16 protein-coding genes are annotated in these 20110 nt (G+C 38.0%); 5 read left to right on the top strand and 11 right to left on the bottom strand.

Annotated features, from left to right (window positions below; genetic code table 11):
- Positions 1 to 38: 38 nt before the first annotated feature.
- Complete coding sequence (locus FG390_RS12270) at positions 39 to 1034, top strand: formamidase (RefSeq protein ID WP_141191328.1); 996 nt, start codon at positions 39 to 41, stop codon at positions 1032 to 1034.
- Between the two features lie 521 nt (positions 1035 to 1555).
- Positions 1556 to 2482 carry an LCP family glycopolymer transferase gene (locus tag FG390_RS12275; protein ID WP_141191370.1) on the top strand — a complete coding sequence of 309 codons (927 nt, stop codon included), beginning with the start codon at positions 1556 to 1558 and terminating at the stop codon, positions 2480 to 2482.
- Between the two features lie 266 nt (positions 2483 to 2748).
- On the opposite strand, the gene FG390_RS12280 is transcribed toward FG390_RS12275, so the two are convergent.
- Positions 2749 to 3879 carry a DEAD/DEAH box helicase gene (locus FG390_RS12280; RefSeq protein WP_141191329.1) on the bottom strand — a complete coding sequence of 377 codons (1131 nt, stop codon included), beginning with the start codon at positions 3877 to 3879 and terminating at the stop codon, positions 2749 to 2751.
- A 468-nt stretch (positions 3880 to 4347) separates the two neighbouring features.
- Between FG390_RS12280 and FG390_RS12285 the strand changes: the two genes are divergently transcribed.
- The gene (locus tag FG390_RS12285) at positions 4348 to 5901 is read left to right on the top strand and encodes an ABC-F family ATP-binding cassette domain-containing protein (RefSeq protein WP_141191330.1); all 1554 of its coding nucleotides are present in this window, start codon (positions 4348 to 4350) and stop codon (positions 5899 to 5901) included.
- 58 nt (positions 5902 to 5959) lie between these two features.
- On the opposite strand, the gene FG390_RS12290 is transcribed toward FG390_RS12285, so the two are convergent.
- The 3 genes from FG390_RS12290 to FG390_RS12300 all read right to left on the bottom strand — a co-directional run bounded on the left by FG390_RS12290 (position 5960) and on the right by FG390_RS12300 (position 8209).
- Complete coding sequence (locus tag FG390_RS12290) at positions 5960 to 6640, bottom strand: YetF domain-containing protein (RefSeq protein WP_141191331.1); 681 nt, start codon at positions 6638 to 6640, stop codon at positions 5960 to 5962.
- 184 nt (positions 6641 to 6824) lie between these two features.
- Positions 6825 to 7073 carry an alpha/beta-type small acid-soluble spore protein gene (locus FG390_RS12295; protein ID WP_141191332.1) on the bottom strand — a complete coding sequence of 83 codons (249 nt, stop codon included), beginning with the start codon at positions 7071 to 7073 and terminating at the stop codon, positions 6825 to 6827.
- A 170-nt stretch (positions 7074 to 7243) separates the two neighbouring features.
- Positions 7244 to 8209, bottom strand: a complete 966-nt coding sequence (locus FG390_RS12300) for a bile acid:sodium symporter family protein (RefSeq protein WP_141191333.1) — start codon at positions 8207 to 8209, stop codon at positions 7244 to 7246.
- A 346-nt stretch (positions 8210 to 8555) separates the two neighbouring features.
- Here FG390_RS12300 and FG390_RS12305 point away from each other — a divergent pair, with 346 nt between their 5' ends.
- A complete protein-coding gene (locus FG390_RS12305) occupies positions 8556 to 8954 on the top strand; it encodes a DoxX family protein (protein ID WP_141191334.1) in 399 nt (132 codons plus the stop codon).
- A gap of 201 nt (positions 8955 to 9155) precedes the next feature.
- Here FG390_RS12305 and FG390_RS12310 read toward each other — a convergent pair whose 3' ends face one another.
- Positions 9156 to 9617 (bottom strand): RDD family protein, encoded by a 462-nt coding sequence (locus FG390_RS12310; RefSeq protein ID WP_141191335.1) that lies wholly within the window; start codon positions 9615 to 9617, stop codon positions 9156 to 9158.
- 966 nt (positions 9618 to 10583) lie between these two features.
- On the opposite strand from FG390_RS12310, the gene FG390_RS12315 reads away from it, so the two are divergent.
- A complete protein-coding gene (locus FG390_RS12315; RefSeq protein WP_141191371.1) occupies positions 10584 to 12041 on the top strand; it encodes a glycosyltransferase family 2 protein in 1458 nt (485 codons plus the stop codon).
- A 196-nt stretch (positions 12042 to 12237) separates the two neighbouring features.
- On the opposite strand, the gene FG390_RS12320 is transcribed toward FG390_RS12315, so the two are convergent.
- The 6 genes from FG390_RS12320 to FG390_RS12345 all read right to left on the bottom strand — a co-directional run bounded on the left by FG390_RS12320 (position 12238) and on the right by FG390_RS12345 (position 20000).
- Positions 12238 to 12948 carry a transaldolase gene (locus FG390_RS12320; RefSeq protein ID WP_141191336.1) on the bottom strand — a complete coding sequence of 237 codons (711 nt, stop codon included), beginning with the start codon at positions 12946 to 12948 and terminating at the stop codon, positions 12238 to 12240.
- Between the two features lie 13 nt (positions 12949 to 12961).
- Positions 12962 to 14347, bottom strand: coding sequence for a PTS ascorbate transporter subunit IIC (ulaA, locus tag FG390_RS12325; protein ID WP_141191337.1), 1386 nt, complete (start codon positions 14345 to 14347; stop codon positions 12962 to 12964).
- Between the two features lie 20 nt (positions 14348 to 14367).
- Entirely contained in the window at positions 14368 to 14646 is a 279-nt protein-coding gene (locus tag FG390_RS12330) for a PTS sugar transporter subunit IIB (protein ID WP_141191338.1), read from the bottom strand.
- 17 nt (positions 14647 to 14663) lie between these two features.
- Positions 14664 to 16658 carry a BglG family transcription antiterminator gene (locus FG390_RS12335; protein ID WP_141191339.1) on the bottom strand — a complete coding sequence of 665 codons (1995 nt, stop codon included), beginning with the start codon at positions 16656 to 16658 and terminating at the stop codon, positions 14664 to 14666.
- 647 nt (positions 16659 to 17305) lie between these two features.
- The gene (locus tag FG390_RS12340) at positions 17306 to 18592 is read right to left on the bottom strand and encodes an ABC transporter substrate-binding protein (protein ID WP_141191340.1); all 1287 of its coding nucleotides are present in this window, start codon (positions 18590 to 18592) and stop codon (positions 17306 to 17308) included.
- A gap of 382 nt (positions 18593 to 18974) precedes the next feature.
- On the bottom strand, positions 18975 to 20000 hold the full coding sequence (locus tag FG390_RS12345) for a glycoside hydrolase family 5 protein (protein WP_141191341.1): 1026 nt from the start codon (positions 19998 to 20000) through the stop codon (positions 18975 to 18977).
- Positions 20001 to 20110 lie beyond the last annotated feature (110 nt).

Below are 20110 nucleotides of genomic sequence, written 5' to 3' on the forward strand. Positions count from 1 at the left end.
AATGGCTCCGAATTTATTAAAATCTAGGAGGTTAGGATATGGGAAGTATCGGAAGTATGACTAAACCAAGTGAAGGATTTCTTACCGCATTAATTCAGTACCCTGTACCCATCGTAGAATCTAGAGCAGATATTGATAAACAAATCAAACAAATAATTAAAACACTTCATTCGACGAAAGCAGGATACCCTGGTGTTGAATTAATTGTCTTTCCGGAATATAGTACCCAAGGTCTTAATACTAAAAAATGGACAACCGATGAGTTTCTATGCTCAGTACCTGGCCCGGAAACAGATCTATTTGCTAAAGCCTGTCAAGACGCTGGGGTTTACGGTGTCTTTTCGCTTATGGAAAAAGACCCTGATGGCGGTGCCCCATTTAATACAGCGATCATTATAGATCCAAGTGGAGACATCATTCTCAAATATAGAAAACTTAATCCTTGGGTTCCAGTTGAACCTTGGCAAGCAGGAAACATGGGCTTACCGGTATGTGATGGCCCTGGAGGTAGTAAATTAGCTGTTTGCATATGTCATGACGGTATGTTTCCTGAAATTGCACGAGAAGCTGCATATAAAGGGGCAAATGTCCTCATTCGAATCTCGGGTTACAGTACACAAGTCAACGACCAATGGATTCTAACAAATCGTTCAAATGCTTGGCAGAATCTCATGTATACTATGTCGGTTAATCTAGCAGGTTACGACGGCGTATTTTATTATTTTGGTGAAGGACAAGTTTGTAATTTTGATGGCACCACACTCGTTCAAGGTCATCGAAATCCTTACGAAATTGTAACGGCTGAAATCTACCCAGCATTAGCCGACCAAGCAAGAAGAGATTGGGGACTTGAAAATAATATTTATAACTTAGGAACACGTGGTTATGTTGCAACACCAGGAGGGGTGAAAGAAAACCCATATACATTTATTAAGGATTTAGCAGCAAACCATTACAGACTCCCTTGGGAAGATGAAATCAAGATTAAAGATGGTTCAATATATGGTTATCCATCTCCAACTGTAAAAGCGTAAATTAATACCATAGGGTCACAAGAATTATGTTTCTTTTCTTGCGGCCCTAATTTTGTCACTTTAGAGACAATTTAATGAATAATGCTTAGAAGAGGTTGTTCAAAAAGTCACCAAATGATAAGCTACGAATCTCGGCGTTGGCTCGTTTTTCCGGTCCTCATGTAGTAAATACAAGAGGACCTTCAACTAAAATCGCTCACGTCCTGTGAGCAACGTTGAAGCTACCACATCATGTGGAATGCCGGTCCTCAAAACAGCGCCGCCTTGATCTTCTTGCTTCTAATTTATCGCCTTTTTGAACACGCACTAGAAGAGGTTCCATTATAAAATAAATATATCAAAAAATTTATAACCCTCCTCTTAATTCCAAAATAAATTCTTCTCCCATGTCGAAAAAAATTTAGGAAGATCCTTCATCTAATATGTAAATTCTATCAAAATTTCTCCCCCATCTAACCGTTTAGTGCTAATATATAGCTAGATTGCTTATTTAAATATTTCACATGCAAAGGAAGAATATGATGCTTAAGAAAATATTTATCACTCTAGCTATTGTTGTTGGAATTGCTCTCGTTGGCGGAGGGGGTTTTGTTTGGTATCTCTATCATTCTGTTAAAACGACCGCTAATAAGATTTATGATCCGGCAGGTGGATCCGAGAAAGATTCAAGTGCCATCAAGAACCTTGAAGCCTTTCCTATTTTACTTCTTGGGGTTGATGAACGTAAAGGCGATGTTGGGCGGTCTGATACGATGATCGCTCTAACGCTTAATCCAACGAAAAAAACCATGCAAATGATCTCTGTCCCTCGTGATACAAAGGCAGAAATCGTTGGTCACGGAACAGTAAGTAAGATTAATAGTGCTTATGCTTATGGCGGACCTAAAATGGCATTAAACACGTTTAACAACCTGTTCAATGTGAACTTTAAACATTATCTTCGGATTAACATGGAGGGTCTCGCAGATTTAGTCGATGCTGTTGGTGGGGTCACTGTCCACAACGATATTGATTGGCATGACGAAGGCTATTATAAAAAAGGCTACCATTATCAAAAAGGGGATATCACGCTCGATAATGGAGCAAAAGCTCTAGGGTATGTAAGAATGCGTCACTTAGATCCACGTGGTGACTTTGGACGAAACCAACGACAACGTGATGTCATTATGGCTGTTATTAACAAAGCCGCAAGTTTTGGATCATTCTCCAAATATCAAGACATCTTAAATGCCGTTCAAAAAAATGTTAAAACCAATCTAACATTTGATGATATGAAAAATTTAGCCTCTAAATACCGCGACTGCAAACAAAATGTTCAGAACTATGAAGTAAAAGGCTCGGATGATTGGGAAAAAACATCGAGCGGTTCAAAAATTTACTTCCTTCAGATTTCTGATGATGAAAAAGAACGCGTGCATCAAATGATTCAAGATCAACTAAGCGAATAAAGTGAAACTTCAATCCATGAGTGTTTCTTCATTCCCCGCGGATAGTAAGCCTGAACCAATCGGGCTCTTACGGGCAGTTATCCCCCACCTAGGAATGCTCGTTTACATTCATTACCTTGAGGTGGGGTCTAGACTAGCCGTTAATGCGGGATAAAAAATAAAGACTAAACAAGCCCACGTCCCTTTTATCGGGACGTGGGCTTGTTAGTAAAGAGGAACGAAATTAATTTTTAGACTTGCCTGTCACATTTATAGCTTGTCTAAAATTATCTCACTTCTAATTTCCCTTTTGATAATACGATTTCTTGTAGATCAATCTTTATTTGTTTCGATAATTTCTTAAGATGAGATACTTCACTTGGTGTGACAAGACTAATGACAATGCCTTTTTTACCCGCTCGTCCAGTTCGACCTGACCTGTGAATATACGTTTCTTCATTAGTCGTATCTGTTTGAATGACATAAGGTAAATCTTTAATATCGAGCCCTCTAGCCGCCACGTCAGTTGCCAGCAAAAGTGTGTATTTACCTTCCCTAAATGCTTTTAGAATTTGACTACGTTCGACTTTGCCAACTTCACGATGAAGAACACCAACATGGACATGATGGTATTCTAATTTTTCTGCATAAGTGGCTAAATGAGCGATATCTCGCACAAAAACAAGCGCCTGCATTCCTTCTATATGAGAGAGCTTTTGTAGAACTTTCACTTTATCACGCTGAGAGGAAACGATGTATTGATGCTTAACATTACCAGAATCTTTTTTCTTTAATTTAAACTTTATGACGATGGCATCTTTTGTGATTTCAAGTAATGTTTTTTCTACATTTGCACGAAGCGTCGCTGAATAGCATAAAATTTGTCTGTCACGAAGTGTCGATTTAATAATATCTTTTACTGTCCCTAAATGTTCAGAAGCAACAAGTTGATCGACTTCATCTAGTACAATCGTTTTCACTTCATGCATCTTCAATTTCTTCATCTTAATGATTTCGTGAATGCGACCAGGGGAGCCCACAATAATATGTGGTCCTTTTTTCTTAATATTTTCCAATTGCTTTTTGATGTTTGCTCCGCCAATCAGTGATAGAGCTTGAATATCTGAACCTTTTTTCCAATCTAAAATCACTTGATAGATTTGCATCACCAGTTCACGAGATGGTGCCAGAATCACAACCTGTGGATTCTTTATACTTGTGTTTATTTTTTCTAAAAGGGGTAAGACATACGCCAGAGTCTTTCCTGTACCCGTGGGTGACTCAGCGATAAGATCCTTTCCTTCCATAATCGTCTCAGCCGTTTGTTCTTGAACTTCTGTTGGAACTTTAAAATCAGCCTTTATAAAATTTTCTTTTAAAAAAGGTTGTACTTTATCTAAAAATGCCCATTGTGTCATGTTATTCCCTCAATTCATATCAATCGAATGTAAATTAAAGAGGTTGTTCAAAAAGTCACCAAATGATACGCTACGAATCCTCGACGCCCACTCGTTTTTCCGGTCCTCATGTAGTGGATACACAAGAGGATCGCTGGCTAAAATCGCTCACGTCCTGTGGCTGGCGCTTGACGATACTACATCATGTGGAATGCCGGTCCTCAAAACACAGCGCCGCTCTTAGCCTCCGACGCCCAGGACGGGCTAGTACTGACGTTCTGGCAGGATGCCAGCGTACTTAGCCAGTAACCCTTTTCATTTGTCACCTTTTTGAACACGCACTTAAAGTATCTCAAATCCCGATCCATATTACAATTTTTACTTAACCCTGTATAAGAAACAACTTGCCCCCTTTTACTTCCACACGTTATACTTTTTTAAGTAACATAAATCATCCGACCAAATTTGGTCCTGCATAGAGGTGTAACATTGATATTATCTGTAGAAAAATTAAGTCACGGTTTTGGTGATCGTGCGATATTTGACGATGTTTCCTTCCGTCTTTTAAAAGGAGAACACGTTGGTTTAGTCGGCGCCAATGGTGAAGGCAAATCAACCTTTATGAATATTATTACCGGAAAGCTAATACCGGATGCTGGAAAGATCCATTGGGCCAAAAACGTTCGCGTCGGTTACCTTGACCAACATTCTGTTCTTGAAAAAGGAAAAACAATTCGCGATGTTTTAAAAAGTGCTTTTGAATATCTTTTTAAAATCGAAGAAGACATGAATGCGATGTATAGCCGAATGGGTGAAGTAGATCCTGATGAACTCGAGAAGTTATTAGAAGACGTTGGCGTTCTTCAAGATATGTTAACGAATAACGACTTTTATGTGATAGATGCAAAAGTTGAAGAGACAGCCAGAGGTCTAGGGCTAATGGATGTTGGACTTGATCGGGATGTGACTGACCTATCCGGTGGACAACGAACAAAGGTCTTACTCGCTAAGCTTTTGTTAGAAAAGCCAGAGATCCTTTTACTTGATGAACCAACAAACTATTTAGATGAAGAACATATCGAATGGTTAAAACGCTACCTTCAAGAATATGAGAATGCCTTTATCTTAATTTCGCATGATGTCCCCTTTTTAAACAGTGTGATTAATGTGATTTATCATGTGGAAAATCAAGAACTCAGCCGTTATACTGGGGATTATCATCACTTCCAAGAGGTTTATGAAGTCAAAAAACAACAGTTAGAAGCGGCATACAAACGACAACAGCAAGAAGTTGCGAAGCTAAAAGACTTCGTTGCCCGTAATAAAGCTCGAGTTAGTACGCGAAACATGGCGATGTCAAGGCAGAAAAAGCTTGATAAAATGGATATGATTGAGTTAGCTGCGGAAAAACCAAAGCCTGAGTTTAATTTTAAACCTGCACGTACATCTGGAAAACTGATCTTTGAAACAAAAGATCTTGTCATTGGCTATGATTCACCGCTATCATCTCCCCTCAATTTACGGATGGAACGGGGGCAGAAAATTGCTTTATATGGAGCCAATGGAATCGGGAAAACAACCCTTCTAAAAAGTTTATTGGGTGAAATTGAGCCTATTTCTGGATCTGTTGAACGCGGGGAACATCAGCACATCGGCTACTTTGAGCAGGAAACAAAAGATCCATCTGCGAAAACATGTATTGACGAAGTTTGGGATGCCTTCCCTTCTTTTACTCAATATGAAGTGAGAGCAGCACTCGCTAAATGTGGTTTAACCACTAAACATATCGAATCACGTGTCTCCGTTTTGAGTGGGGGCGAAAAAGCTAAAGTACGTTTATGTAAACTAATTAATGATGAAACAAACATCCTTGTTTTAGACGAACCAACGAACCATTTAGATGTCGATGCAAAAGATGAATTGAAACGAGCCTTACAGGCATACAAAGGCAGTATCCTGCTTATCTCTCACGAACCGGAGTTCTATGAAGACATTGTAACCGAAAAATGGAACTGTGAATCTTGGACAACGAAAGTATTGTAATAGATCAAGGCTAGGAGTTATGGAATTCCTAGTCTTATTCTAGTGCATATGGTACCCATCAATTTTTATCAACAAATAAGCTGCCATCCATCTGTAATTCTGCATAATTCACCTCATGAATTGAGTGAATCCCGTTCATTTTCAACTGATTAATGATCCATTCCTTTTGAATATGCGCTTCTTTTAAATTCTTCTCTACTATTTTTCCATCAACAATTAGTTCTGTTGGAATATAACGGCGGTAATGGATCTGTACATTAGCATCTTTTTTTGTTAAAGGCTCTTTGTCTTCTTTTTTTAACACACTAAGCTCTCCATTAGGTTCTAGAATCGCATAATCTACATCCGCTAGTGAAAAGACATTACTATTTCTTAAAAGCATCGTTAAATCATCAAGATTTAATTTTTCTGCAACCATTGCTTTTTTCATTATTTTTCCCTTTTTTATAATAATCGTCGGTTCATCATTTAAGAGTACTCTAGCTTTCGAAGACTTTAAACTAATATACTCTATGAGAAGTGTTAATAATGCCCAAAGTGTCATACCTGTAAAACCATCAATTATTTTTATATCTCTGTGAACAACCATATCACCCGCTATATTTCCTAAGGCAATACCTGTAATGTAGGTGAAAATCGTCATTTGACTGAGTTGTTTTTTACCTAATATTCGTGTCAAGATGAGCAATAAAACAAAGCCAATTAATGTTCGAATAGATGTCGTTAAAATTCTGTCCATGGAGCACCTTTGTCAATATAGATTCGTATTTATTTCTATGATGGAAGTTTATCTTAGTGTATGCACTAAGACAAATACTAAACATGACTATAGGTTTCTGCTAATAAATACCGAACGTATTACCGATTGACTGCCCCATATTAATAATGGAAAAAGCCTCCCTCATTTTGAGGAAGGATATATCTCATTTCTTTAAATTTTTCTCGGCCATTTTAATCATTTCACGAACCATTTGGCCGCCTAAATGTCCACCGATTTTTCCAGCTTCTTTGGACGTCATGTTCCCGTTATATTTATCATTTAGTGGAACTCCAACTTCTTTTGCTACTTCATATTTTGCATTTTCGGGCTTATCTGTATGAGCGATTTTAGCTTTTAACCGATCTACACCTTCTCTTGCTTCAGGAACTAACAACTTATTTCTGTTCGGCATTTGAATCCCCCCTTCTCCCATATCATGCTCTCGAGATGATCACTTTATCCCACCTAAAGATTCTGAGTATTCAAAGAAGATAAACGGGGATCAACAGGTACAAAAAAACCTCCTTCTAATGGAGGTTTTTAAACGGATAAGAAGGTCTTCTTTCTAAATCCAAATAGCCATTAGGCTGTCTTGGATTCCTGTACTCTTTCTTGAATTTTCTCTTTTCCAAACAGGATCTTTCCAAACGATGCGGCTAATACTTGCTGAAGCAATTGACCAAGTACAACTGGTAAAACGACAGCTGCAGGAAAATAAGTCACAGCCAGTACAGAGCCAGCACTTATGTTTCGCATGCCCCCGTTAAACGTAAGGGACACCGTTTCCTCATGGTTCCATTTTAATAACTTGCCAATTGTCCAACTGACTAAATAACCAAAGGATGAAATTATAAAAATGCAAACGAGAATCTTAATTACTTTAAGATCAATATGTTTCAAATAAGTTGATAAAACACTCCCATTGATTAAAACGATTGGAAGAACACCTAATTTAAATGGAGATGACCATTTTCGAACGATATTTTTGGTACCTTCTTTAGCAAATTGATTGAATACCATCCCAAGTAAAGATGGAATCACAATCATAGTAACTAAATTGAGCGTGAGTGAAAATGGATTTAGATCCACTTTTTGTCCGACAAATAGAAGTAAACTATATGGGACAATAATGGGTGAAAGAATGGTGTCAATAATAATCGTTGTTAGGCAAAGGACATTGTTTCCTCTAAAGATAGAAACCCAAACAAAGCTTGTCACACCACAAGGAATGACAACAACTAAGATAAAACCAATAATGGTTAACGGGTCATCTCCGAATACAGCATGTCCGATAGAAAGAGCAACCATTGGTACAAGAACGTGTAGAACCATCAATGTGACAAAGATCGGCAGTGGATGTTCAAAGACATTTTTTAATTGTTTAAAATTAGCACTCGTACTTCCTGTAAACGTCATAATGGCAAAAATCCAAGGGATAAAACTGATGAGTTTTGTTAATGGATCTCCTATTATGACGCCAACAAGCAAACAAGCTGGAGTTAAAAAAGGCAGTAATGATATGACCTTCTGTATTTTGTTTTCTATCATGATATGTCTCCATTACAAATTATTTTCGTGGTATAGAAAAATATTTATGAGTTCAATAAAGACTATTAAAGTTTCTACCATTCATCTTTCTATTCGAACCAGAGTATTTTATTTCATATTATCACAATACTTCGAATCATATCATTGTTCTTGAAAAATTTCTTTAAATATTCTTATTTAGCTTACAGATTGATTATTCTTTCATAGATTCAAACTTGGGTTAATGAGAAAGCGCTACTTTTAACGCTTATGGACAATTCTAGACTGTTCAGATACAGATTAAGTGAAATCTAAAAAGGGTAAGAGATTTATAGTCTACAACTTCTAATTTAAGGAGGAAGTGAACATGATGAATCTAGGTCTTTTGCTGATTCGCCTCGTCATGGGCTTAACCTTCATGGGACATGGAGCACAAAAAGTGTCTTACTTATTTGGCGGGAGTGGAGTCAATAAAACAGGTGAGTCATTTGAATCAATGGGGCTTAAGCCTGGAATCCCGATGGCCGTATTAGCTGCGCTTGGCGAGTTAATCGGAGGTGGTCTTTTTGTCTTAGGTTTACTAACACCTGTATCAGCTATTTTGATCGTTGTTACGATGCTCGTTGCCATTGTAAAAGCTCATCTTTCTCATGGTTATTGGAATGCCAAAAATGGATTTGAATATAATCTGTTAATCGCTTCTGTTGCCATTGGGGTTGCGTTGATAGGCCCTGGAGAATACGCACTTGATGCCCTTGTTTTTTAATAGAACAAGGGCATCAAGTGTTTTTTTCTGTATAGGTTGTTCAAAAAGTCACCAAATGATAACTTGCGTATCTCGGCGCCCGCTTGTTTTTCCGATCCTCATGTAGAAAAAACCTACATTCTGGTCCTCAAAACAGCGCCGCCTTGATCTTCTTGCTCCTAATTTGTCACCTTTTTGAACACGCATAAGATTTAAAGTTTCTTAACCTCTCTCAAATCTTTTATGACCCGCTGGCGGGTTTTTTGTTACATAGGTTCCCGCGATGAAATCATGGATGGCCCTTTTGTCCTCACGAAAGGCGACCATAAAAATACTGATAATTAAACAAATACCAAAAGACACGGTATAGACAAGCCCACCGACTATATACCGAAGCAGCATTGTTCCGATCGTTGGTTTTTGGCCATCTAATTTGACGATCCGTATACCGCAAAGTCTCTTCCCAGGTAAATAACCGCTCCATACGATAGGAATTAAAACAAAATATAATAAAGAGACAACATCTCCAAATATTTGTACTGTCCCAATACCTGAGTCTCTCTCCAAATAACTTTTACCAAATATAAAAGCACCAAGCAAATAATCGATGACCATGACAATAATGCCATCAATAATATTAGCGGCTAAGCGAATCCAAAAGCCTGCTGTTTGCGTTGGCTTCATATCATTCACCTCCAATAGACTTTAATAACAATTGACAATTCACTTGTTTTCATATTCCCGCAATAAGCATATTAAAACAAAAATTTCTCTTTATGGAGGAGGTGGTCCCCCATACTCTGTTACTCTTGAAAGGGTTTTCGATATATCTTTTGTGTTTACGGATTTAGTCGAAAACTTTTTTCTCTATTTTAGAAAAAGGCGGAAGATCCTTTATTTAACAAGGTTTTTCCTGTAATGCTAACCATTCGAAATAACGGATTATTTGTCAATATTGTGAACAATGTAATGAACGTGTAATGCTTTAAATTATAAAATAAGAAACGCATCAGTACGCCATTTGTATTTTTTTCAAATATCTTAAGTTCTGGTCATTAAACAATGACTTAACCCGTTCCATTGCTTAGATAATTTGAAGGAGGTACAAGGAATAAAAAAGAGGAGGTAGGAAAAAAAACAATTTAAAAAACTTAATTGTGAAGAGACTTCCGATCTCTCCACAATTAAGTTTCATCAAAGAATTCGTCCAATCAACACGATTCAAGTTCGCAACTAAACTCAGCATCCCCATGCAATGTTTAGTACGACCATATTGAATTGTTGTATTTAAGAGGTTGTTCAAAAAGTCACCAAATGATAAGCTACGAATCTCGGCGTTGGCTTGTTTTTCCGGTCCTCATGTAGCAAAAACCTACATTCCGGTCCTCAAAACAGCGCCGCCTTGATCTTCTTGCTTCTAATTTGTCACCTTTTTGAACACGTACTTTAAGTGTTAATTAAGAGAACGGGATCCTTTGTTAACTACATGTTAACATATCCCAAGCAAGCCTTTCACTTATTTTCAGTCTATTGAAATAATAATGATCTAATTTAGAACTTGGGGGAACATAAATGATCAATTACACAAGTCGTCCTTATATGGTTCAAATTCCACATTTTGATGAAATTCCTAGTGTTAGAAAAACCTATATGAAACCTAGAATTGCGGCCTTTATTCCAGCTCACAATGAAGAGAAATCGATTCGAGATTGTTTAGCTGGTTTAGGCGATCAGAGTCTCCCTTCCGGCGTTGAACTAGATGTATTTGTTATTGCCGATAACTGTACAGACCGCACCAAAGATGTCGCGGAATTAGCGGGAATGGAATTTGGTTTAAATGTGGAAGTGATCGTAACAAAAAATAACAAACAACGAAAAGTAGGCGCTTTAAATTCAGCCTGGAAAGGGATTTATGGGGATATTTTAGATTTATATCATACAGAACTCACGGAATACCAAATGATGTATCAACAATCGGTTAAAGCTATATTAGGCATGGATGCCGATAGTCGACTTGCCCCTGGAGCACTAGCCTATCTTTGGGATGGTTTAATGAGTGGACGAAATATTGGCGGCGTTATGGCGAAATATACCATGAGAATGCCGAAAAAGAAAAGCCTGCTCTCAAAAGACGATACACACTACGAAGAGAAAATTGCAAGCGGCGAGTATGGTGGACCTTTAGCACGATGGTGGACACATCAACAAAAACAAGATATGGCAAGCTGGCTGCTCGATTTACAATACCACGGCGGGAGCACCTATGTTCTTGGAGGGCAAGCCACCTTATTCAGGCCAGAAGCCCTGCAAGACATTGTAGATGAAAATAAACTTGATGGACCCTGGCAGAATGAAAGCGACGTTGAAGATATGCTACTGACTTGGCAACTTCAGAAATCAGGTTGGAAGACATTGATTAGCCCCCATGCTCGTTGTTTTGTGGATGCAATGAGAAACTACCATTCATATAGAGAGCAACGGAATAAATGGAAGTCTGGAACAGTCAATCTATTAACAAGTAAAGATCTCAAAGTCAAAACTCGGCATACAGGGCGACTTTGGCGTTCGCAAGCTAAAATGTTCATTGACCTTATCGTTCGAGTCTTATTTGTCACTTTACTCGCTCTCTCTCTTGCAACCGATCAATATACATGGAATTGGATTTGGCTCACTCCAGTTGTATTAGCCTCTTTACTAAACATGATACTAGCCCTAAAAACGCCGATGCATCGACCAATAGATGTGATTTTAGCGACACTATTAATAAGTCCTGAAATTTACCTTTGGGTGAATTTGATTACCTTTATACAAGTTTGGCTAGAGAAGCTCTCTGCAAATAAGAAAGATGGATGGGCCAGTCAATATGCAGCAGAATCCGGGAAAACACGCAGTAAACTCACTCAAGGTGTCCTTTTATTTATCTTGTTTGTCACGGCTTCAACTTTCGCTTGCATCCATTTCAGAGATACATTAACAAGTCCTACCACTCAAGCCGCTATAAAGCCTTATCTCATGTCTGGTTGGATTGTTTTAACTTATCTCACTATTTTAGAATCTCTCATCATGTTGTATCAAATCTGGACCCTTAGAGGACAACATAAGGCTTAATCAAATTTTGCTCCGACCTATATCAAATTAATTAAATACTAAAAAGACCAGAAACATCAGATGTACTGAACCCCAAAAGTTAGATTTTTAGGTCTAACTTTTGGGGCTCACATCAAAACTTCTGGTCTCTTGTTTTATAAAAAGTATTTCGGATAAAAACTTTAGTTAATGAAAAGTTCTATACCCACACAGTGTTCTACAATACAGAATACCCCAACGCTTTCACATCTTTATTAAAACCTTGAACGGTTTCCAAAGATAATTGATAAAGGTCTTTCCCGATATTAGGAAGTTTACTTAATATAGCTGGGGTGCACGTGATAATATCTGCCCCGCACTCTTCTGCCTGAAAAATATTATATAATTCGCGTGAACTCGCCCATAGAAGTTCGGTTCCCGGTTTTTCATGACAAATTGTTGCGGCTTCTTTCATGTAAGGAATAGGATCAACGCCAGCATCCGCCATTCGACCGGCAAAAACAGAAACGATATTTTTAGTTCCTAATTCAAAGGCATCCACGGTTTCTCTAACTTGGTCAAGAGTTAAGATAGCCGTAACATTTAATGAATAGCCACATTTAGAGAGTTTATGAATCAAAGGAGCAGAAGACTCCCCTTTTGTATTGATTATAGGAATTTTTATATAGACATTTTCTCCCCAACTCGCTATCTTATGGGCTTCTTTTTCCATTAAATCAAAATCATCTTCAAACACTTCAAATGAAATAGGTAAATCAGGAATTTTTTGAATGACGTCCTTCGCAAAAGTTTCATAGTCTTGAATACCTGCTTTTTTCATTAAAGAGGGATTGGTGGTAAATCCCTTTATATCCCCTGTTTCATAAGCTTTTACCATGTCCTCGATCACTGCTCCATCTGCAAACACTTTAATTGATAACCCTTTCATTTTACTGCCTCCTTTAATTTTCTTCATCTTCAACAATGTGATTAAGTGTCGCACTCTTCGTCTTAATAAAGTTTGGCACGAACAAAACAATAAGTGTTGCCAAGACAAGGGCATAGATACCCATGGTCGTGAATGAATGGCCGACTTGACCGATTAATATACCAAGGACTGCAAAATCCATGTCTCCAAAAGTGGTATTGGCAAAACCAAGTGCACCTAGAACAGGCATGAGTAACGCCGGCAAGAAGGTGATCGCTAATCCGTTTACAAAAGCCCCTAAAGCAGCCCCTCTTCTACCTCCAGTTGCGTTTCCATAAATACCTGCTGTTGCTCCGCAGAAAAAGTGTGGTACGAGTCCTGGAATAATCAGTACTCCTCCCGCAAGGCCAAGCACTAACATACCGATAATGCCACCGATAAAACTGCTCACGAAACCGATAATGACCGCCGTTTGTGCATACGTAAAGAAGACCGCACAATCCACTGCCGGAACAGCATTAGGAATGATTTTCGTGGCAATCCCTTGAAAGGCTGGAATTAAATCAGCTAAGATCATACGAACTCCCGAATAAACAATCGTGACACCAATGGCAAAGGTTAAACCGAGCATGGCCGCATATAAAAATGGGGACATCCCGCTTGAAAGCGTTGATACATATTTGGGACCAGCCGCAATAGCCGCAACTAAATAGAAGAAGACCATGGTGATCGCTGTAGAAATCGTCGTATTTCGTAAAAATCCCCATTTTTCAGGGATATTGATTTTTTCTGTACTGTGATTGGCATCGCCAAATCTAGCGCCAACCCAAGCCGATAAGTAGTATCCTAGACTTCCAAAATGGCCCATGGCGACATCATCACCATCAGTCACTTTTAATGTGTATCTTTGACCAATGGCTGGTGAGATGGCACTCCAGGCACCTAGGAAGATACCACCAATGATGACTAATTGAACACCGGAGAATCCAGAGGCCCCTAGAACGGCGGACAAAAGACAGGCCATAAAGAAACTGTGATGTCCCGTTAAAAAAACATATTTATATTTTGTTAATCGAGCAAAAAGAATATTTAAAACAAGACCTAAAACGAGAATGGACATCGTTTCGACACCTAAAATTTTCTGGGCACTGGCGACAATCGCTTCATTATTTGGAACGACACCTTGAATATGAAACCCTTTTTCGATCATCTTACCGAGCGGGGTAAGATTCGTTGAAATAACATTCGCACCCGCACTGAGCATAATATAACCGAGAATAGGTCCTAAGGTTCCCGTTAGTATTTTATGAAAAGGTTTCTTTAAAGCAATAAGTCCAATACATGCCATCAAACCAATAAGCAGGGCAGGTTGAGAGAAAACATCACGTAAAAAGCTAAGGATTGAAGTTAAAATGCTCATCTAGATTCCCCCTTTATCTACTAACTATTTAATGATTTTATGGTCTCAAGAACATCTTCTTTAATTTTCTTTTTATTAATATAGCTTCTCGTTACAGCTACTTTTTGGTTACTATCAAATTGTTCGGCGAGTTCTGCTACGGTGACAATTAAGTCACAAGGTCTTCCTTTAGCAGAGTTAAAGTCACAAGACTCTACATTGGCATCGATCCCATTTTCATTGCAAATTTCTTCAATTTTCATTTTTAGCATTAAGCTGCTACCAATGCCGTTTCCGCAAACAGTTACAATATTTAACATGTCCATCACTCCTTTTTTTAACTATATGCTGAAATTAGGTGATACATTTCTTCAACCGTTGTACTCGCTATCATTTTCTCTATGTTTTCCTCATCTTCTAGCAGTTCTGAAAGCTGACTAAGGGCTTTTAAATGAGTTTCGCTATCAACCGCTGCAAGAACAATAACTAAGTTAACAAGTTTGTCGTCTTGATCACTTGAAAAAGAAATAGGTTCCTCAAGTTTTAGCATAGCCATTCCTAATTGGTTGACCCCTTTTTCTGGCCTGGCATGAGGAATAGCAACTCGAGGGGCAATGACAATATAGGGTCCAATTTCTTTAACCGTATCAATCATCGCATCAATGTAACTATCTTCTATGATCCTTGAATCTAGTAATGGATTGGCAGCTTCTCGAATGGCAGATTCCCATGAGTCTACCCTCTGCATAATCTGAATACGGTTTTTTGTCAGTAATTCATTTAACACAGGTCGATACCTCCCTTTCATCTGAACAAGCGGTTCTAAACATAATTTTGATAAAGCTTGAGACAAACCACCTTCATCTTGAATGGAAACAAACGGGCGAATGGCTTCGATGATCCTGCGGCTGTCTATTTGTCTCGGTGATGCTGCGTACATATACCAATCAACCTCTTGAATAATTCGTAGTTTATCCGTCACCGTTAAGATCGGATTAACGACGATCAAAGGTTTGTCTGTATTAATTAATAGGGTAGAAAACACAATATCTATCGATGTGAGATTCGTATGATGAAATTCTTTTACGGATAAAACTTGAACAATATCACATTGAGGCACTAAATTTTCAATTTGATATTTAAGCATATTCGAAGTACCTACGCCATTCGGACAAATAATAACGCCTTTTTTGCGATGAATGGTAAAACCTTGCGTCTCTATAAAAGCGCCAAAATGTAAAGCAACATAAGCAATTTCATCATCTGAAGCCTTTTGATTGACCTGTTTTTCTAATGATCTTAATGATTTCTTTACAATATGAAAAAGATCTGGATGCTCTTTTTTTATTTCGTCAACAAAAGGATTCGTCATTGGAATCTGATACTTGATTCGATAAAAGGCCGGCTTAAGATGGGTATATAACGCATCTCTTATCCAGCTTGAATAAGGAATACGAAGACAAGTCATTCTTTCAAATTCATGGATAATCTCATTGATAAGTTGATTAATCAAAGTTTGATTAGGTTCTTGGTATTGCCGACTATCTTCCTTAATATTTATTCCTTGAAGAAGCAATGTTAAATAAACACATTCATCGGCTGCCGTTTCTAATCCAGCATTCTTAAGAAGTTTTTGGGCGGTATATGAAAAAGGAGATTGACCTAAAGCGTGCTTAATATCCGATGAAATGTGTATGGTATTCCCTTTTTCAATCCGTAAAAATAAAAAAGTTAAAAAGATCATTTGCTCTTTCATATTCTCTTCGACAAACGTAATGTCGAGTTGCTCTTCAACTTGCCTTAAGATTCGATGGACCTGAGCATAAGATGAATCAAAGGATCGTCTTGGACTATTCCCTTCATAAATCTTCTTTAATAAGTCATAACCGTTTTGGTGTTGCACCATCTTAGTTATTACTTGCATCACAACATTTCGAATGTCATATTCATGTCCCTTAAAATGGTAACCTTCCTGTCTGTTGTAGCCAATTTCTACATTGTTAGTTCTCACAGCCTCTCCCGCTTCTTTTAGAGCAGAAGTGACCGTGCTTTTGCTTAGCATCAATGAATGGATAAAATGGTGCATCGATAGATAGTCTGGTTTAATGAACAAACTAACTAGTATAAAGGACACTTTATCCTCTTGCGACAAAGTATAATCTACATGTTTCATAGAGGATAATAGTTTTATAGCTCTTTCCTTTACTGCCTGTTCAATATACAAACCATGAGACCGTTGAGTGACAATTGGTGGCAACTGATTCTCATCTAACCACTGATTAATCTTCTTTAAATCATAATAAATTTGTTTGCGTGAATAGCCCGTTTGCAATACCAACTGTTTAATTGTGATATGCCTTTCTGATAAAATGTCTTCGAATAACTGAATAGAACGTTGATCTAACAGTGGAGCTCCCCCCTGTCATGTTTTTATTATATGAACCAAATAGCAAAGTAAACGCTATCATCCTGTTTTACTTTTGCACATTGAGATGTGCAAAAGTCATTCATTAGGCCGTAGTTTGCTCCTGAAACAAATACAATTATCTGAAATATACCAACGGGAGAGGTGGGATCCATGGAGACAAGGATTTATCTAACATGGTTTTGTCTGATCCGCGTAGGTAAAATATGACTTACGGGAAGTTGGCAAGGATCGATAAAGAAAAATACCAATATTAATTAATATGAAATAGTGATCATCTCTTTAGTGTAATTTCCCTATCAATGAACGATTCTGTATCTTTTGGAGGTAATCTTGTCCCAATTAACATTTAATAGGGTAAAAAAAACTTGCCGATAAGACGCAGACAGAGGCCTTTCTTACAGTGTAAGAAAGAAACCTTTCCTTGAAACACATGATTTTTAAATATTTGCCAACAAAAAAAGAACGCCTAATAGGGGATCATCCACATTTAGACGTTCTAGAAAAATGTTAACCTCTATTAACATGTATTTTCAAATACTTTTCGAGAATCACTATTTCACTAATTTGGCTTTAATTTGTTTTTCCATTTCCTCAACGGCTTGCTTAGGAGTTCTTTCTTTACTAATGGCTTTTGAGATTTCAATTTGAATGATATCTGAAATCTCCTGGTAATTCGGGGCTACTGGCCTTGGAACAGCAGCAGCATAACCCGCTTGAAAACCTTTATCTGCAAAGAATGGGTTTGCTTTTAACACTTCTTTATCTTGAAATAAGGATGTCAAGGTTGGGACATTACCCATCTTAATGGCTGTCATTTTTTGACCTTCTTTTCCTGTCATAAATTTAACAAATTCCCAGGCTTCTTTTGGATGCTTTGAAAATTTTGATATCCCCAATTGCCACCCACCTAAAGCAGAAACAGAGCCTTTATCACCTGCAGGAAGGGGAGCAACGCCCACTTTACCTACAATTTTTGATTGTGTTTTATCATTTGATAAAGCGTATAAATAAGCCCAATCTCGAATAAATGGTGACTCATTTTCTACAAAGGCCGTATGTGATTCAACCTCTGTAAAGGTGTTAACATTCCCTGGGACAATATTAGAATGAGCAATATCAACCATTTTCTGTAACCCTTTGATGGCTTCAGGACTATTAATCACCACTTCTCCTTTTCGGTTAATAAATTCGCCTCCATACGACGCAATAAATTCAACCGCATTACAAACAAGTCCCTCATATTGCTTTGCTTGCATTAAATAACCATATTGCAAACCATTTTTATTTTTATATTTTTCAGCCACTTTTTGTAATTGATCCCATGTTTTTGGAACTTCACTTTGAGGAATGATATCTTTTCTGTAAAACAGGACACCGGCGTCGCCAAAACGCGGCATGGCCCATTGTTTTCCATTAAAATTAGAGGCCAACACCGCACCTTTGTTATAATCACCCATATCAATACGGTCCTTTTGGATAAACCGATCGAGAGGCAATACATATCCCGCTTGAGCAAATTCTGCTGGCCAAACAACATCCATTGAGATCACGTCATACTCAGAGGATTTGGCATTTAAAGCTGTTACATAAGCATCATGCTGCGAAGTTGAAGAAGAAGGTAAAACTCGAAACTCGACATCAATGTTTGGGTGTTTCTTCTCAAAGGCTCGAATCAAATCTGGCACATATTTTGAATTATTCTTCCCTTGTGAAAAAACAATTTTGACCTTTTTATCTGAAGATTTTTGATCACTATCTTGGCCTCCAGCACCACAACCTGTCAGAATAAGGACAAAAGTGAGTAAAAGAACTAGTAAACTCCGTTTTTTTCTTCTCATTAATCTTACTCCCCCTCAGAAATTGGAATCGCTTTCATATTTTTATAAAAAATATACTCCATCAGTGGGGGCTTTTCGACGCACAGGATGTGCTAGTGCAGGCGTTGCGACAGGACGCCTGGTTTTTAGCCTGCGTCATCCCCACTGATGGTCAGCCTGAACCAATCGGACCTTTACGGGCAGTTAATCCCCCGCCACCCTTCCTTCAAAACTCAAAAATCTTGAGGTGGGGGTCTTTACTAGCGTTAAGGTGGGATTGCTCACATTGAATTATATGACAGCTAGAATAAACTATTCTTTGAACATGACACAAAATAGTTAGACAGATTTCGAGTTATAAGGTGGTGAAAAAGCAGGAGAATGATCGTTTTCGGAGTTTGGCCTACTTTCGATCACCGAACCTTTTTTCTAGCAAGACTTTCAACATCTCTTTGTCCCACTCTCCTGTTTTAGCATTATAAATTCCAAAATGAGAAGCAAGTTCCCAATATCCCCAGCTAAATCCTAATTCTTCAGCTTGTTCACGAATCGCCTTAGTCCATCGTAAACGTGAGGAATAAGGCGCCCTATTATTAGCGCCAAACTCACCTAAATAAATTTGGACTCGATGTTGATCCGCCCATCTTTCCACACTCTTAAATCTATCTTTTATATAAGCTATTTCTTTACTAGTACCTTCCCACACTAAATCATGTACCTCGGGGTAACCAAGGTAGGGATTGCTTTGAAAAGTAAACTCGATCGGCTCGTAATAGTGAATAGAAACAATTAAGTGATCGTCTTTAGGTAAACGAAGGGCGTCTAATCGGTACAGCGTATAATAGTTATCCGGACCAACGATAATACGTCGGATCGGATTTGTTTGGCGGATAATCGCGATGGCTTCGGCAAGGTAGGTATTCCATAACTCCCCCACTAGTTGATCTTTCGGTTCATTTAACACTTCAAAAATGAGTCTTGAAGAATAATGTTGATAACGAACAGAAAGCTGCTCCCAAATTCGGAGAAAGCATTCGTGATAGGCCTTTGGCTCTTGCATCATTTCTTCAAAATGGTGCAAATCGAGAATGACCGTTAAATCCAAATTCAATGCATGAGTCACACATTCGTCTACATACTTCATAAATGGCTCATCTAAACAATAGTTTGGATTATTTTTGGCATAATCCGAAAAACGAACAGGTAGTCTGACCGTATCAAATCCAGCTTCTTTAATTTTATTAAAATAGTCTAATTTCATTTCAACATCCCAAGGAAAATCACGAGGGGCGTCTAAGGCATTACCTATATTGATGGACTTAAACAGGAGAGGGGCTGCTTTAACTTGTTCTTGTGGCTTTCTAAAGAATTTATAAAACAAGAATACTATAAATATAACAATAAAAAGAACGATAAAGGTAATCGTCATGACATCGTTTCCCTTCGTAAGAAATATCTAATTCTGTATCTCTAAATCAGCCTATTAATGTCTCTTATTTTAAACCTTTGTCTCTTTATTCTTCTACAGTAAGTTCTTCT

Source organism: Terrilactibacillus laevilacticus (assembly GCF_006517395.1).
Taxonomy (GTDB): Bacteria; Bacillota; Bacilli; order Bacillales; family Sporolactobacillaceae; genus Terrilactibacillus; species Terrilactibacillus laevilacticus.